General features: G+C 72.6%; 14 protein-coding genes. 6 read left to right on the forward strand and 8 right to left on the reverse strand.

Going from position 1 to position 13,699, the window contains the following annotated elements; all coding sequences use genetic code 11:
• Positions 1-20: 20 nt before the first annotated feature.
• Entirely contained in the window at positions 21-1,712 is a 1,692-nt protein-coding gene (locus tag QOZ89_RS24540; RefSeq protein ID WP_312625514.1) for an AMP-binding protein, read from the reverse strand.
• Between the two features lie 208 nt (positions 1,713-1,920).
• Here QOZ89_RS24540 and QOZ89_RS24545 point away from each other — a divergent pair, with 208 nt between their 5' ends.
• Complete coding sequence (locus QOZ89_RS24545) at positions 1,921-2,184, forward strand: DUF2277 domain-containing protein (protein ID WP_071053495.1); 264 nt, start codon at positions 1,921-1,923, stop codon at positions 2,182-2,184.
• A gap of 142 nt (positions 2,185-2,326) precedes the next feature.
• Here QOZ89_RS24545 and QOZ89_RS24550 read toward each other — a convergent pair whose 3' ends face one another.
• From QOZ89_RS24550 to QOZ89_RS24570, 5 genes are all read right to left on the reverse strand, one after another.
• Positions 2,327-3,172: a PIG-L deacetylase family protein gene (locus tag QOZ89_RS24550; RefSeq protein ID WP_071053496.1), complete on the reverse strand. Its 846-nt coding sequence runs from the start codon at positions 3,170-3,172 to the stop codon at positions 2,327-2,329.
• A 46-nt stretch (positions 3,173-3,218) separates the two neighbouring features.
• On the reverse strand, positions 3,219-4,016 hold the full coding sequence (locus QOZ89_RS24555; protein WP_071053497.1) for an SAM-dependent methyltransferase: 798 nt from the start codon (positions 4,014-4,016) through the stop codon (positions 3,219-3,221).
• A 195-nt stretch (positions 4,017-4,211) separates the two neighbouring features.
• Entirely contained in the window at positions 4,212-5,033 is an 822-nt protein-coding gene (locus QOZ89_RS24560; RefSeq protein ID WP_312625518.1) for an acetoacetate decarboxylase family protein, read from the reverse strand.
• Between the two features lie 65 nt (positions 5,034-5,098).
• Positions 5,099-6,418, reverse strand: a complete 1,320-nt coding sequence (locus tag QOZ89_RS24565) for an amidohydrolase family protein (protein ID WP_312625520.1) — start codon at positions 6,416-6,418, stop codon at positions 5,099-5,101.
• Positions 6,415-7,782: an amidohydrolase family protein gene (locus QOZ89_RS24570; RefSeq protein WP_312625522.1), complete on the reverse strand. Its 1,368-nt coding sequence runs from the start codon at positions 7,780-7,782 to the stop codon at positions 6,415-6,417. The genes QOZ89_RS24565 and QOZ89_RS24570 overlap by 4 nt, the downstream gene beginning before the upstream one ends.
• A 158-nt stretch (positions 7,783-7,940) precedes the next feature.
• On the opposite strand from QOZ89_RS24570, the gene QOZ89_RS24575 reads away from it, so the two are divergent.
• Positions 7,941-8,858 (forward strand): IclR family transcriptional regulator, encoded by a 918-nt coding sequence (locus QOZ89_RS24575; protein ID WP_071053499.1) that lies wholly within the window; start codon positions 7,941-7,943, stop codon positions 8,856-8,858.
• Positions 8,859-8,977: 119 nt separating this feature from the next.
• Here QOZ89_RS24575 and QOZ89_RS24580 read toward each other — a convergent pair whose 3' ends face one another.
• Positions 8,978-9,187, reverse strand: a complete 210-nt coding sequence (locus QOZ89_RS24580) for a hypothetical protein (RefSeq protein ID WP_071053500.1) — start codon at positions 9,185-9,187, stop codon at positions 8,978-8,980.
• A gap of 150 nt (positions 9,188-9,337) precedes the next feature.
• The gene (locus tag QOZ89_RS24585; protein WP_312625525.1) at positions 9,338-9,919 is read right to left on the reverse strand and encodes an NUDIX domain-containing protein; all 582 of its coding nucleotides are present in this window, start codon (positions 9,917-9,919) and stop codon (positions 9,338-9,340) included.
• A 223-nt stretch (positions 9,920-10,142) separates the two neighbouring features.
• Between QOZ89_RS24585 and QOZ89_RS24590 the strand changes: the two genes are divergently transcribed.
• From QOZ89_RS24590 to QOZ89_RS24605, 4 genes are all read left to right on the forward strand, one after another.
• A complete protein-coding gene (locus QOZ89_RS24590; RefSeq protein ID WP_312625527.1) occupies positions 10,143-10,301 on the forward strand; it encodes a hypothetical protein in 159 nt (52 codons plus the stop codon).
• A 3-nt stretch (positions 10,302-10,304) separates the two neighbouring features.
• Positions 10,305-10,565: a hypothetical protein gene (locus QOZ89_RS24595; protein WP_071053502.1), complete on the forward strand. Its 261-nt coding sequence runs from the start codon at positions 10,305-10,307 to the stop codon at positions 10,563-10,565.
• A 310-nt stretch (positions 10,566-10,875) separates the two neighbouring features.
• On the forward strand, positions 10,876-11,196 hold the full coding sequence (locus tag QOZ89_RS24600) for a hypothetical protein (RefSeq protein WP_083419909.1): 321 nt from the start codon (positions 10,876-10,878) through the stop codon (positions 11,194-11,196).
• Positions 11,197-11,936: 740 nt separating this feature from the next.
• Entirely contained in the window at positions 11,937-13,652 is a 1,716-nt protein-coding gene (locus tag QOZ89_RS24605) for an HNH endonuclease signature motif containing protein (RefSeq protein WP_397428833.1), read from the forward strand.
• The last annotated feature ends 47 nt before the right edge of the window (positions 13,653-13,699 follow it).

Genomic DNA, 13,699 nt, shown 5'->3' on the forward strand with positions numbered 1-13,699 from the left:
TCCTTGGCGTTGGCGTGGCACTAGCCGGAGTTCGCCGCGCGCTTCGCGTAGCGGGCGCGGAGGTCGACCTTGCGGACCTTGCCGCTGGCGTTGCGGGGGAGAGCGTCGACGATCTCGACGGCGGTCGGCTTCTTGTAGGAGGCGAGCCTGTCCTGGGTCCAGGAGAGGATGTCGTCGAGCGTCGGCGGGTCGCTCGGGTCGGCGGGCTCGATAACGGCCAGCGGCGTCTCGACCCAACGCGGGTGTGGGACACCGACAAGGGCCACGTCGCGCACCTTCGGGTGGCCGGCGAGGACGCTTTCGACCTCGGCGCAGTAGATGTTCTCTCCACCGGAGATGATCATGTCCTTCTTCCGGTCGACGACGTAGAGGAATCCCTCCTCGTCCTCGCGCACCAGGTCGCCGGAATGGAACCAGCCGCCGGTGTACGCCGCCGCGGTCGCCTCCGGGTCGCGCCAGTAGCCGGACATGAGCCCCGGCCCGCGGTACACGATCTCGCCGACCTCGCCGCGCGGCACGTCGCGCATCTCGTCGTCGACAATGCGTACCGCGACCGTCGGCACCGGCCTCCCGACCGACCCCAGCTTGCGCGGCGCGTCGGCGCCGTCGAGCACGCACGTGACCGGCGACATCTCCGTCTGACCGAAGACGGCGACGTTCGCGACCCCCGGAAAGGTCGCCGCCATCGCCTCCAGCGTCGACGCGAGTGCCGGTGACGCGCCCCAGGACATCGACCGCAGGGCCAGGTCCATCTTGCGCACCCCCGGCACCTCGCACACCGCCTGCCACTGCGTCGGCACCAGGAAGGCGCTGGTAACCCGCTCCCGGGCGATCAGGTCGACCAGTGCCGCCGCGTCGAACGCGCCCGTCGGCACGACGACCGCCCGCCCGCCGGTCAGCAGCACCGGCGCGAGCGCGCCGACCCCGGCGATGTGGAACAGCGGGGCGCTGACGAGCATCGCCGCCTCGGCGTCGGCGAGCTGGTAGGAGCGCATCGCCGTGATCGCCTGCATCAGCAGGTTGAGGTGCGTCAGCATGGCCCCCTTGGGATTCCCGGTCGTCCCCGACGTGTACATGATCAGGAACGTGTCGGTCTCGCGGACCTGGGCGTACGGGAAGCGACCACCCGCCATCCCCGCCGCGCCCGCCTCGTCGGGCCGCTCGGGCTCGGCCGCGACCGCCGTCTCGAAGTCCTCGGCGCCGGCGCCGGCCCGCCCCGGGTCGCCGCCCACCACCAGGCACACCTCGACCGGCACCCGGGCGCGCGCGGCGGCGGCCACCGGCGCGGTCGCCTCGTCCACGACCAGCGCGGCGGCACCACAGTTGTCCAGGATCCAGGCCACCTCCGCGCCGACCAGCCGGAAGTTCACCGGCACCGCGACCGCGCCCGCCCAGGCGGCGGCCAGGATCGTCTCGATGTGCTCGACCCGGTTGAGCATGAGCGTCGCGACCCGGTCGCCCGGCCGGATCCCGCGCCGCGTCAGCGCCGCGGCGACCCGCGACACCCGGTCGGCCAGCTCGGACCAGGTGACGCCGTGCCCGTCGAACCGCAGGGCGACGCCGTCCGGAACCTGATGGGCGTGCCGCACCAGCTGCGTCACCCAGGTGTACGTCCGCGCGGCCTCGAGCGCCGGGCCGGGTGCGCCTGGGCCGTTGCCCGCGCCCGCGACGTCGCTCGCCCCCGAGATCGTCCGGTTCGTCGTGGCCACCATCCGTCTCGCCTCCAGATCCACCAGGAACCCCACCGCCGATTGTGTGACGCCGATCACTGACGTTAGGTCGGATCGGCCGCGCACGGAACCCGGGACGGGTGGTCGTTCCGAGAGGGAGCGGACGGTCGCCCAGCGAAAGGCGCGGACGGTCGTCCGGAGAAGAGGCCGGCGGGCCTGACTTGTCGGCGCGGGGACCTACCGTGGAGGCATGTGCCGCAACATCACGGAGCTGCGCGGCCTTGAGCCGTCGGCGACCGACGAGGAGATCGAGGCAGCCGCGCTGCAGTTCATCCGCAAGGTCAGCGGCCTGCGCCAGCCGCCGCCGGCCGCGGCGGAGGCGTTCGACGGCGCCGTCACCGACGTGGCGGCCATCGTCCACCGGCTGCTGGACGCGCTCCCGGCGCGCCGCCAGCCCCCGGCGACCGTCCCGCCGCTGCGCCGTCCCGAGGTCCGCGCCCGCCTCGGCCGCTGAGCCGCGCTTGGTGTAGACGTGGCCCAGCCAGCCAGCCAGCCAGCCAGCCAGCCAGCCAGCCAGCCAGCCCTGATGCGCGCGTACGCGCACACGGGACCGCCTGTGCGCGTACGCGCACATCGGGAGCGTGCGGGGCGGGGCGTCAGTCGGCGTCGGTGAAGACGTCCAGGAACGAGGCGGCGGGGGTGGCGGACGGGTCGTTGAAGTACTCGCGGCCGCCGAGGAGGGCGAACAACGGAACCGGAAGACGGGTGACGTAGCGGCGAAGGCGAGCCGGAGCGCGAGGGCCGGCGAGCTGGGAAGCGTGCGCGGCGAGCGAGGCGCGCTTCTGGCGTGCGTAGCGGCGGACGTCGACTCGGTAGGCGATCTCGCGGCGCGGGGTGAACATCGGGGGAGCGGGTTCCTCTGCCGCCGCGGCCTGGCGACGGAGCCGGAACGGCCGGGGCCGCTGGGCCGGCCGGGCCGGTCGGAACAGCGCGCCGAGCCGGCCGATGCGGACCAGTCGTTCGACGGTCTCCCGCGGGAGGGTCGCCTCCACCGTGCGGATGCCGCCGGCCAGGTCCGCCGCGCGGGCGCCGACCTCGTGCACCCGCACGTGGTCACGGTGCCCGTATCCGCCGCGCGCGTCGTAGCTGATCAGAACCGACGCCTTCTCCGCGCGCAGCAGGCCGGCCAGTTTCCCGGCCGCCTCGTCCAGGTCGGCGCGCGCGAACCTCTGCCGGTCATCCGGATCCGGGTAGAACAGCGGCCCGTGCCCGCTGTCCGCGTAGCCGAGATACTCGACCCGGGCGACCCCCAACTCGGCCGCGCTTGCTCGCAACTCGTCCAGGCGGACGCGTGCCTCGGGATCGGAGCCGTTCCCCATGTGCCCGTCGGTCGCGACGACGATCACGACCCGATGTCCCGCCGCGGCGAGCAACGCCAGGGTCCCGCCGCTCCACAGCGCCTCGTCATCCGGATGCGCGTGCAGCGCCACGACCGAGCCCACGTCCGGATCGTGCCAGACCGGCGCGACGACGCCGAAGCCGCGACCTTCAGGGCTTCCGCGCGACCGCGGCCCAGACGGGCACGGGGGCGGTGTCGGCACCGGGGTCGGGACGCCACTCGGAGGCGGTGACGAGGCCGGGCTCGACGAGTTCGAGACCGTCCACGAAGCGCGCGACCTGGTCCCGCGTCCGGTAGACGGAGATCACCGGGCTGCTCGCGCTCGCCTCGTCCATGCTGCGGGCGGTCTCGGGGCGGACGTCCTGGGCGATGTGGGCCAGCGAGAGGTAGCTGCCGGACGGCATCGCGTCCAGGAGGGTCCGGACGACCCGGTCCGCTTCGTCGGAGTCCGGGATGAACTGCAGCACGCCATGCAGCAGGGTCGCGACCGGCCGGGAGAAGTCCAACGTGGCCGCCGCGTCCTCCAGGATCTTCTCCGGGTCACGCAGGTCGGCCTGCAGATAGGCGGTCACGCCCTCGGGAACGCCGGTCAGCAGCGCCCGGGCGTGGACGATCACGACCGGGTCGTTGTCGACGTAGACGATGCGGCTTTCGGGCGCGAGGCGCTGGGCGACCTCATGGATGTTGTCGGTGGCCGGCAGGCCGGTTCCGATGTCGAGGAACTGCCGGATGCCCGCGTCGGCGGCCAGGAACGTCACCGCGCGGCGCAGGAAGGCCCGGTTCGCGCGCGCGGTGTGCGGGATGGTCGGGTCTATCGCCAACATCTGGTCGGCCAGGGCCCGGTCGACGGCGAAGTTGTTCTTGCCGCCGAGGAAGTAGTTGTGGATCCGTTCCGGATGCGGGAGATACGGGTTTAACCCGGCCGAGGACTGCTCGTCATTGGGCATGTCCACTCCCCCCTTGGCCGCTGCATCGCGGCGCACCTGGACATAGTCGCAGAGTGTTGGACAACTGGTCATCAACTGGCCGTCGTCATGCCACCCGGTAGCGGTGCGTGCACGGCGACGGAGCGGCGCCGAGCGGCCGGGCTGGTGCCAGCCCGGCCGCTCAGAGCCGCCGGAAGCCGCCGGCGAGCCGTCCGGCTACTCCTCGCCGACGGGGGAGAGGTCGTCGTAGCGCTGGTGGGCGAACGGGACGATGTCCTCCTGCGGCAGGCGGCGCACGACGGCGCCGGTCTGGATGCTGGAGCGCTCGGCGATCTCGATGCCGACGAGGCGGCGCACCGGCAGGTCGGCGACGGGGTCGAACCGGGACTCGCGCAGGATGACCTCGCCGTCCACCCGGAACAGCTTGCGCGTCTTCTCCCGGCGCTGGACATGCACGAGCCCGGGGTCGTCGTCGAAGCCCTTGCCATCCGGCGCCGGCTGGAACTTCAGGTAGAAGCTAGTGCGCACCCCGTCCGCCGGCAGGGGCAGCTCCTCGACGATCTGCCCGCTGATCTCCACGTAGGTGACGCCGAGCCGGGCGAACGAGCCGGTCAATCGCGTGCCGACGGCCAGGTCGCCGCCGAGGGCGAGGCGGACCTCGGCGATCTTCTTCGGCTCGCCGAACGTCTCCCGGCCGCCGATGACCGACTGTTCCGTCGACATCGGCATCGTGAGCGCATAGTCACCGACCAGCCCGTCGTGGACGGCGCCGACGGCGAACGTGCCGGCGCCGAACGGTGGTAGGCGGCGGCCGACGTCGACCCGCGCGATCGTGAGCCGCACGTGCTCGGGCGTCGACGCGACCAGCGGCGGCGGTAAGACGGCCGCGACCAGCTCGGGATCGGTTTCGTAGATCGCGACGATCGAGGTCGCCCAGGTATCGACCGAGGTCGCCTCGACCTCGCGGTTGCGTAGCTGCTCTGGGGTACGGGCGCCATAGCGGATACGGGGACTCACTGTGTCTCGGGTTCGCTCCATCGCCGCACTCGCTCCGTGGCCGTCCTCGTCCCTCGGACGACCACTCCGCTCGCTTGCTCCTGCGCTCACGATGATTCCTCCTTGCCGTAGCCGATGAGGGCGGGGCACATCTCGGCCTCGATGGGCAGCGACGCCGGCTTCAGCGGCTCGGCGACCTCGGCGACCCTCGGGCCGAACCGGTCGGCGAGCGGGCGCAGCGCGTCGAGGTCGAAGCCGTAGGTGGTGGCGGCGTTGCCGGCGAGCATCCGCTCGACGTCCACCGGGGCGACCCCGGCGAACGCGGCCCGCAGCGCCTCGCGCGAGTAGGGGTGGCTGCCCTCCCTGTGCGGGTAGTCGCTGCCCCACATGATCTTGTCGAAGCCGATGCGGCTCGCGGCCGGCACCTCGCTTCCGCGCAGGAAGCTCGCGCCGATGCGGACCTGCCGGGCGAAGAACTCGCTCGGCCGCAAGGACAGCCCGCCGACCAGCTCCTTGCCCCAGACCGCCTCCTGCGAGTCGGCGGTGCCGGTGCCCATCCGGTCGAAGAAGTAGTCGAGGCGGGCCAGCTCCTCGGGCACCCAGGCGGTGCCCTGTTCGGCGAGCACCAGCCGCAGGCCGGGATGGCGCTCGAAGACGCCGCCGACCAGCAGGTGGGTGAACGCCCGGTGCGCCCACCAGGTGACCTCCAGCAGCAGGATCACCTTGTCCTCGGCGCGTTCACCGGCGGCCGGCGCGGCGCTGCCACTGTGGTGGTTGACCGGCATGTCCAGCTCTTCGCAGACCGACCAGAGCGGTTCGTAGTACTCCGGGTCGTACAGCGAGGGCACGCCGGAACCGGGCGGCGCACCGGGTAGCAGCACGCCGCCGAACAGGCCGTTCTCCTTCGCCCAGCGCACTTCGGCGACGGCGGCGTCCAGGTCGTGCAGCATGATCTGGCAGATGCCGGCGCGCCGGCCCGGGGCCGCGGCGCAGAAGTCGGCCATCCAGCGGTTGTGTGCCCGCAGCCCGGCCCAGCGCCGCTCCAGGTCGCCGGCGTTCGGCGCTGGCGGCTGCTCGACGAGGGAGTTGTTCGGGTAGAACGGCGGGACGGTGTTCGGGTAGATCACCTCGGCGACGATCCCGTCGGCCTCCAGGTCGGCCAGCCGCCGGTCGGAGTCCCAGTTCCGGCCGCCCAGGTCGCCCTTGAGGTCGTCGTAAGGAACGGTGTAGCCAGCGGCCCAGGCGTCGAAGTCGTCCAGCCAGCGGTTTTCCAGGTAAGGGCGGTAGCCGCGCAGGTTCCCGCCGCCGTGGCAGTCGGCCGAGATGACGATGTAGCGGTCGTCCGGTGCCGGTGCCGGTGCCGGTGCGGGCCCTGGGTTTGGGTTTGGGGCCGGCGTGGGCGCTGGGGCTGTCGCGTCCGTGGTCATTCGGCCACGCCCCAGGGGAGGTCCTGGCCGGTCAGCCAGTGCCGGCCGGCGACGCGGGCCCGGGCCCATTTCGCGACGTTGGCCGCGTCGTCGGTCTGGCCGAGGCTTTCCGGGGTGACGTTCAGCCGGTCGGCGATCGGGCGCAGCCCCGCCAGGTCGAAGCCGAAGACCTCGGCCGCGGCCTCGCCGAGCATCCGGCGGGCCTCGGCGACGGGGACGTCGTGGAAGGTCTTCTTCATCCATTCGCGCGAGCGCGGCCAGGTGCCCTCGGGGTGCGGGAAGTCATTCCCCCAGAGCATGTTCTCCAGGCCGATCTCGTAGCGCATGCCGATCTCGCGCCGCTTGGTGTTCGACGAGCAGATGAAGCAGTTGCGGTCGAAGTACTCGCTCGGCGACATCGTGAGGTCGCCGAGCGAGCCAAGCTTCTCCGCGCCCTTCTGACCGAGGTAGAGCCGGTCCCAGAACCACAGCAGGTTCGCCACCCACCAGCAGCCGGCCTCGGCGACGCCGAACCGCAGCCGCGGGAACCGCTCGAACACGCCCGACCAGAGCAGGAACCACAGCGGCCGCGCCGGCCACCACGTCACCTCGGTGACGTAGATACCGAGGTGGTCGCCGTAGGACTCCTTGTCCGCCGGGCCGGAGTGAGTGAGTACCGGCATGTCCAGGTCCTGGCACAGCGCCCACACCGGGTCGTAGCGCCGGTCGTGGTAGGGCGCCTGGTGCATCCACATCGCCGGGATCATCACGGCGCGCAGGCCGGACTCGTAGGATCGGCGGATCTCGGCGAGCACGTCGTCGAGAGGGGCGGTGATCTGCATCAGCGCAATGCCGCGGCGCCGCAGCGGCGAGTCGGCGCACAGCTGGGCGAGCCAGCGGTTGTGGGCGCGGGCGCCGGCGAGGCCGAGCACCGGGTCGAGGTCCCCGGAGAGGCCGAGGCCGGTGCCGAACGGGGCACAGGTGCGGCTTTCCACGGCGTCCGCGTCCGGGAAGATGATCTCGGCGGTGATGCCGTCCGCGTCCATCTCCTTGTTCCGCCGCGCCGCCTCCCAGCCGCCCTCCAGGCCCTCGGCGTTCTCGGTGAACCATTTCTGCGCGAACTTCGCGTCGGAGGTCCCCATGCGGCGGATTTCCTCGACCGCCGCCGGCCTGCCGGCGAGGAACTCGTCGAACGCCGGGTGGAATTCCTTCTCCAAGTAATCCCGGTACAGCTCGGTCGGTAAGCCCGCGTGGCTGTCGGACGTGATGACGACATACGGGGTGGCGGAGGCGGTGTCGGCGCCGGACGTGCCCGTGCTGCTCGCGGGCTCGCTGTTCTCGGGTGCTTTGTTCTCGGGTGCTCCGTGTTCGGACGCGGTGGCCATGGGGCGTCCCCTTCGGCTCGGCCGGCCACTGGGACCGGCCGCTGGGTCGGCCGCTCGGGCGGCTCGACGGCGGCTGCCCGCCGCCCGATCAGGGAACCTCTTTGCATCAGACATGTCAATCTATGCACTATGCGAAAAGGGGCCGGTACAGTCGCCGCATGTCGTCGCGCCCGCGGCCGTCCCCGCAGACCGACCGGGTCATCGCCGTCGTCGAGATGCTCGCTGGCGCGCCGGGCGGCCTCAGCCAGTCGGAGATCTCCCGGCGGCTCGGCACCACCGCCGCCACCTGCTACCCAACGCTCGCCACGCTGGAGCGCGCCGGCTGGCTGCGTCGCCACCCGACACGGCGCACCTACGCACTGGGCCCCGGGCTGATCGCCGCCGGGCAGGCCGCCACCGCCGGCACCGACGCGCTCGCCGCCGGGCGCGGCCGGATGGCCGACCTGCACCGCCGGCTCGGCCTGTCGGTCGTCGCGCTTGTCCCGGCGGCCGAGTACGCCACGGTCGCGCACCTGGTAGTCGACCCGCGCGGGCGCCCGCTCGCCACGCTGCGCGTCGGCGACACGATCCCGTTCCACCCGCCACTCGGGATCACGTCGATGGCCTGGCAGCCGGACGCGGTCGTCGAGGGCTGGCTCGACCGCGGCGGCGTCACTGACCCGGCCGACCGCGGCGAGTACCGCGAGCTCCTCCACGTCATCCGCGTCCGGGGCTACTCCGTCGAGCTGTCCACGTCTCTGGACGAACGGGTACGCCGCCAGGTCGGCGCCGCGGCCGCGGCCAACCTGCGCGGCCAGCTCCCCGGCCTGCTACGCGACCTCGCCGCCGGCCTCGCGAGCCCGGCGGACTTCGTCGCCGGAGACCTGGAGGACGCCCGGGACTACCGGGTGGACTCCCTGTCGGCCCCCGTCTTCGACGCCCACGGCGCCGTCGCCCTCGTCGTCTCCCTGCGCGGCTTCGCCGCGGCCATCACCGGAGCCGAGGCCAGCCGGCTCGGCACGGCGCTCATCGCCGCGACGGACGCGGTCACGGCCGATATCGCCGGCCGCCCGCCCGCCATTCGGTCCGGGGGCTGACCAGGCATGGCGGGCAGGACGGAAAGCGGTTCAGGGGACGCGGTTGGACGGCCGGGGTAGCCCCGCGCCGTCGGGGAGCAGGCAGATCCGCGGGGTATGCCTGGCTCGGCGGGTCGCGGTCACGTCGCGTCTCCGGGATCCCACTCGCCGGTCGGGTCGAGGCGGAGCGCGAACGGCCGGCCAGGGTGGTCCGCGGCCATCGCCCGTTCGACGGTGCTAAGCAGATCGGTCAACCGGTCACAGCGAAGAACCTTGGCTGATGGCAGTACCGCCCACCACGTGCCACCGGTCTCCGCGGGGCCAAAAGCGATCACCGGCGGCTCAACCATGGCGCGATCCTATTGCGCGCCGCCGCCGTGCCGCCCGCCGCGCGGCTCCCCGGTCGCCGTCCGCGAGGCGTAGTGGGTCCGCCGGGAATTGCGTGTGCAGGTCACGCACGACCGAGGACCGTGTTTCGAACCGCACCGATGTGGCCCGTGTTACTCCCGCTGACAGGCAGGCGAGAAGGGGAGGCCGTCCGGTGGGCGGGCACACAGCAGTGCCCAGGCGGCGAGGGTCGAGGCGTCCTGGATGACGCCGTCGGCGAGCATGGCCAGCCAGTCGGCGTGGCTGAAGCGGCGGGCCACCAGGTCCTGCTCCTCGACGCTCGGCGCGCGTGGGCCTTCGGTCAGGTCCGTGGCGAGCCAGACGTGGCAGCCCTGGGTGGAGTAGCCGTAGGCGGTGAACAGCCGGCCGACGTGGTCGAGCCGGCCGGCGCGCAGACCGGTCTCCTCCCGTAGCTCGGCCGCGGCGAGCTCCGCCGGGTCGACGCCGGGCCGGTCCTCCCAGGAGCCCTGCGGGAACTCCCAGTACCGCCCGCCGACCGGGTAGCGGTGCTGCTCCACGAGCCAGACCCCGCCCGCGTCCATCGGGATCACCAGCGCGAAGTCCGGCTTCTCGACGACGCCGTAGATCCCTTCGACGCCACCGATCCGCACGATCGCGTCCTCGCGTACCCGCATCCACGGGTTCTCGTACACCACTCGACTTGCCCGTACTGTGATTGGCTCGTCGTCCGCCACGCCCACCTCGCCACCGATCCGCCTGCCTCACTTCTACAGACACGCATCGGCCTCTGCGCGACTGCGCACGCCGCCGGATGACGGTCAGACCGCCACGCTGGGCGTTCAGGATGTTGCGGGCCACCTCCTGGACACCTTGGCCTTACGTGGGGCACGGCGCGCCGCCCGCGGCGGAATGATCGTGTAACCATTTCAAAACGCGATGAACCTACGGTCGGAAGACATGCGTGTCACCGCCGAGCCGTCCCTGCGGCACTATTGGTACCCGGTTGCCTTCGCCTCCGACCTCGGGGACGCGCCGCTCGCCCGCCGACTGCTCGGCACCGACCTCATGGTCAAGGCGATCGCGCCGGTCGACGACGGCACCTGCCGGCTGCTGTAGTTCGTGGTCCGCAACGACACCGAAGCCGACCGCCCGGGCGCCGACATCATCGCGTTCGACTCCGCCGTCCGCGACGAGGACTGGTACGTCCTCGAGACGATGCCGCCGGACTACCACCTGGACCTGATGGCGAACGTCCACATCGACACCGACCGCGGCACCATCGCCTACCGCCGCCTGCTCACCGAGGTGACCAGTGGTTCCTGGCTCCCGGCCGACGGCGCGCTGGCCGCCGCCGTCGACGCCGCGCTGACCGCGAGTTGATGCCGACGAGCACGGCTCATGCCGGCGCGACGTCGGCGGGAGCCGCCACCTGACTGGACCGCCTACGCGAGCACGCCGCGACGGACCGCGCACGACGACGACCGAAGCGGTGCCAGCGGCGTCCGAACGGGCCGCGCCGACAGTCCGCGCCGCCGCCGAGCCGCCGCACCGCCGCCGTGCGGCTGGGCCCGCGCCGGGGCGCACACCATTCGCGAACCGGTTCACCGTCACCGACGGATTGGTTTTCTGTGCCCCTTCCAGCCGGTGGCGTTTGGCATGTCGCCTGGTGTACGCCGATAACCTCCAAACCATGCGAGTGCGGCGCGTCGACCCACGCGACACCACGTGGGAACTGGGCAATCCGGTTTACCGCGTCTATTTCTGGACGCGCCCGGCCCATTCGAACGCCTCGCCCAGCTCGACCGAGTTCGAGATCACCGAGACCGACGTCCCCGCCGTCCTCGACTGGGCCAGGCGGACGGCCGGCAACCGCACCTTCGTCGTCTACGCCGTCTGCGGAACCGCCGACGGCCGCAAAGGCCTGGTCCGCCTGGCTGGCCAGGACCCCACCCGTGGCGCGGCCGCGGCCGGAACGATCAGCGGCGCTCGGCCGTCGGCCCGAAGCCTTTGAGACCACTGCCGGTTCGCCAACGCCGGATCATGACGACGGGGTGGCTGGCGACCGCGCTGATCGGGGCCGGGAGCACGGTGGCGACCACGGACGGAGCCGGCATCCCCGCAACGCCGGTGCTCGTCGAGCCGGCGCTGTAGCGGCCCCCCAGCCCAGCCCAGCCCAGCCCCGGCCCCGGCCACAGGTCGGTGGTTGGCGGTTGACGGTCGGTGGCGGAGTGGGCTCAGGCCCTGTGGGTCCGCTCGAGCCGTGGCGCGCGGTTCCGCGGAGCCGTCGTGGCGTGTGTCGCCCGCGCTGGCCTCGCCGACAGCGGCATGGCGCTGGACGTTCCGGGCGTGGCATTGGAGGTTCCGAGCCTGGGCTCGGGCGGAGCTCGCGACGCTTTGACAGGCAGGGAGGCCTGATCGGCAAAGGCGGCCGGGATCGACCGGGTCACTGGTCTCCTCGGGCCGGTGACGGGCAGCCTTCGGACTGCTGGTCGGCGTTCGGGTTACGTGGGCTCCGTGTCGCGGTTCCGCGGAACCGTCGCGGTCGGCTCCGTCCGGCATCGGCCGGTCGCCGCGGTCGGAACCTGGCCGGGTCGCCGACCGCCGTCGGGGACGCCTCCATGCCACGCAAGGGAGATGGCGATCACGGATCGAATGATCATGCCACTGAGCTGGGGTGATTCCGAAAAACTGTCGGTGCTGGGTGGGAGTCTGGTCGTGTCGGTGACCCCTTGACCCCGGGTGGTGGTGGCGATGTCCGCGATCGCGATGTCCGCGTCTGTGTCTGCGTCTGGGTCTGTGCCCGCGTCGGCTGGGACCGAGGCCGTCTCCGCCTCGGTTGTGTTGTCGGTGGACGTGGAGGCCGTGCCGCTGGAGGTGCTGGAGGGGGAGATCGTCGCGTGGGCGGGGCGGCTCGCGGCGGCGACGTGCGGCTGGTTGGTGATGGTGGCGGCGTTCGACCGGCGGGGTGGTTGGTCGGGGCAGGGGTTCGTGTCGTGCGCGCACTGGCTGGCGTGGCGCTGTGGGCTTGCGGTGCGTACCGCCCGGGAGCACCTGGCCGTCGGGCGTGCGTTGGAGGCGTTGCCGGCGGTGCGGGCGGCGTTCGTGGCCGGGCGGGTGTCCTACTCGAAGGTGCGGGCGGTGGCCCGGGTCGCCGAGCCGGACAGTGAGGGGGTCTGGCTGAACCACGCGCTGTGTTGCACGGCGGCCCAGCTGGAACGGCTGGCGGCCACCTGCGAGCGGCTGACGGGCGACCACGCGGGGCAGCGGGCGGGGCGGCGGGTGTCGTGGCGGACCGGCCGGGACGGGATGCTGCGGCTGTCGGCGGTGCTTCGGGCGGACGAGGGTGCCCAGCTGGTGGCCGCGATCGACGCGGCTCGGGCGAGCCTGGAGGACACCACCCCGCCGCCATCGCCGGACGACCCCGATCGGGTGCCGGCGGATGGGGAGGTGATCGTGGCGCCGCGCGACCGTCGGCTGGACGCGGATGCGCTGGTGACGCTCGCGACCGGGTTCCTGGACCGACCCGCGCCCGGCCTGCTTCTACCGTCGCACACGGTCACCGTCCATGTGGACGTCGACACTCTCCTGCGCGCCGGCGCTGAAGGCAGCGGCTGTGTCCCTCGCGGCGACGAGATCTCAGGCAGCGATCAGCCCGGTGGGGCGGCTGGTCTCCGTGATGGTGCTGGTGAGCCCGGCCCGCCTGTTGGCCCATCCGGTGCCCGTCGACTGTTGCGAGCCGATGCCGAGCCTGGGATCGGCCTGCCCACGTCGGTGCTCCGCCGGCTCGGCTGCGACGGTCTCCTGCGCGCGTTGCTGTCCGACACCGCCGGCAACCCACTGCACCTAGGGCGGCGTCGCCGGCTACCCGGTCGCCGGCTGCGCGACGCCGTCTACGCCCGCGACCTCGGCACCTGCCAGTATCCGGGCTGCGAGCGCACCCGCTGGCTCCAGGTCCACCACCTGGCGGAATGGTCCGACGGCGGCGGCGCGACGGACATCGACAACCTGACGATCCTGTGCACCGGTCACCACCATGCCGTCCACGAGGAGGGGACCATCCTCGACCGGGGTGTCGACGGCACGGTCGTCGCCACCCTGGCGGACGGACGTGTCTTGCGGCCCGCTCCCGTCGTCGACCCCGGCCCCCTGCCCACCGGGATCCTCGCGGCCATGGCCCGCCACCTCGACGACGACGCGATCCTTACCCGCGACGGTGGCCGGCTCAACCTCGCCGACTCGATCTGCGCGCTCACCCAGCACCAGTGGAACGCGGCCGCTCGGGCGACGCGCGGCGGTCCTGGCGCCCCGCATGACCAGACAACGACGGACCACCATTCCCGCCCGCCGACGGCGCCCGAACACGGCGGTGCCTGCCGGCATCACCCGCCCGGCGGGAACGGCGCGCGGCGGCCGGTCCGTCACTCCCAACGCCGCCGGCATCCGGCCACCCCCGTCGCCAGCGGGTAGCGCGGCCGGCCAGCGCCTGGCCACTCACGCCGGCCACGGCGCTGGCG

Origin of the sequence: Pseudofrankia coriaricola (assembly GCF_032027725.1) — a bacterium.
Taxonomy (GTDB): domain Bacteria; phylum Actinomycetota; class Actinomycetes; order Frankiales; family Frankiaceae; genus Pseudofrankia.

What these genes read in the sequence shown, in the direction of transcription:
- QOZ89_RS24570 (WP_312625522.1), bottom strand. Translation starts at nt 7,782, where the DNA reads ATGGCCACCGCGTCCGAACACGGAGCACCCGAGAACAAAGCACCCGAG.
- QOZ89_RS24545 (WP_071053495.1), top strand. Translation starts at nt 1,921, where the DNA reads ATGTGCCGCAACATCACGGAGCTGCGCGGCCTTGAGCCGTCGGCGACC.
- QOZ89_RS24575 (WP_071053499.1), top strand. Translation starts at nt 7,941, where the DNA reads ATGTCGTCGCGCCCGCGGCCGTCCCCGCAGACCGACCGGGTCATCGCC.
- QOZ89_RS24560 (WP_312625518.1), bottom strand. Translation starts at nt 5,033, where the DNA reads ATGGAGCGAACCCGAGACACAGTGAGTCCCCGTATCCGCTATGGCGCC.
- QOZ89_RS24580 (WP_071053500.1), bottom strand. Translation starts at nt 9,187, where the DNA reads ATGGTTGAGCCGCCGGTGATCGCTTTTGGCCCCGCGGAGACCGGTGGC.
- QOZ89_RS24605 (WP_397428833.1), top strand. Translation starts at nt 11,937, where the DNA reads ATGTCCGCGATCGCGATGTCCGCGTCTGTGTCTGCGTCTGGGTCTGTG.
- QOZ89_RS24590 (WP_312625527.1), top strand. Translation starts at nt 10,143, where the DNA reads ATGCGTGTCACCGCCGAGCCGTCCCTGCGGCACTATTGGTACCCGGTT.
- QOZ89_RS24555 (WP_071053497.1), bottom strand. Translation starts at nt 4,016, where the DNA reads ATGCCCAATGACGAGCAGTCCTCGGCCGGGTTAAACCCGTATCTCCCG.
- QOZ89_RS24600 (WP_083419909.1), top strand. Translation starts at nt 10,876, where the DNA reads ATGCGAGTGCGGCGCGTCGACCCACGCGACACCACGTGGGAACTGGGC.
- QOZ89_RS24565 (WP_312625520.1), bottom strand. Translation starts at nt 6,418, where the DNA reads ATGACCACGGACGCGACAGCCCCAGCGCCCACGCCGGCCCCAAACCCA.
- QOZ89_RS24540 (WP_312625514.1), bottom strand. Translation starts at nt 1,712, where the DNA reads ATGGTGGCCACGACGAACCGGACGATCTCGGGGGCGAGCGACGTCGCG.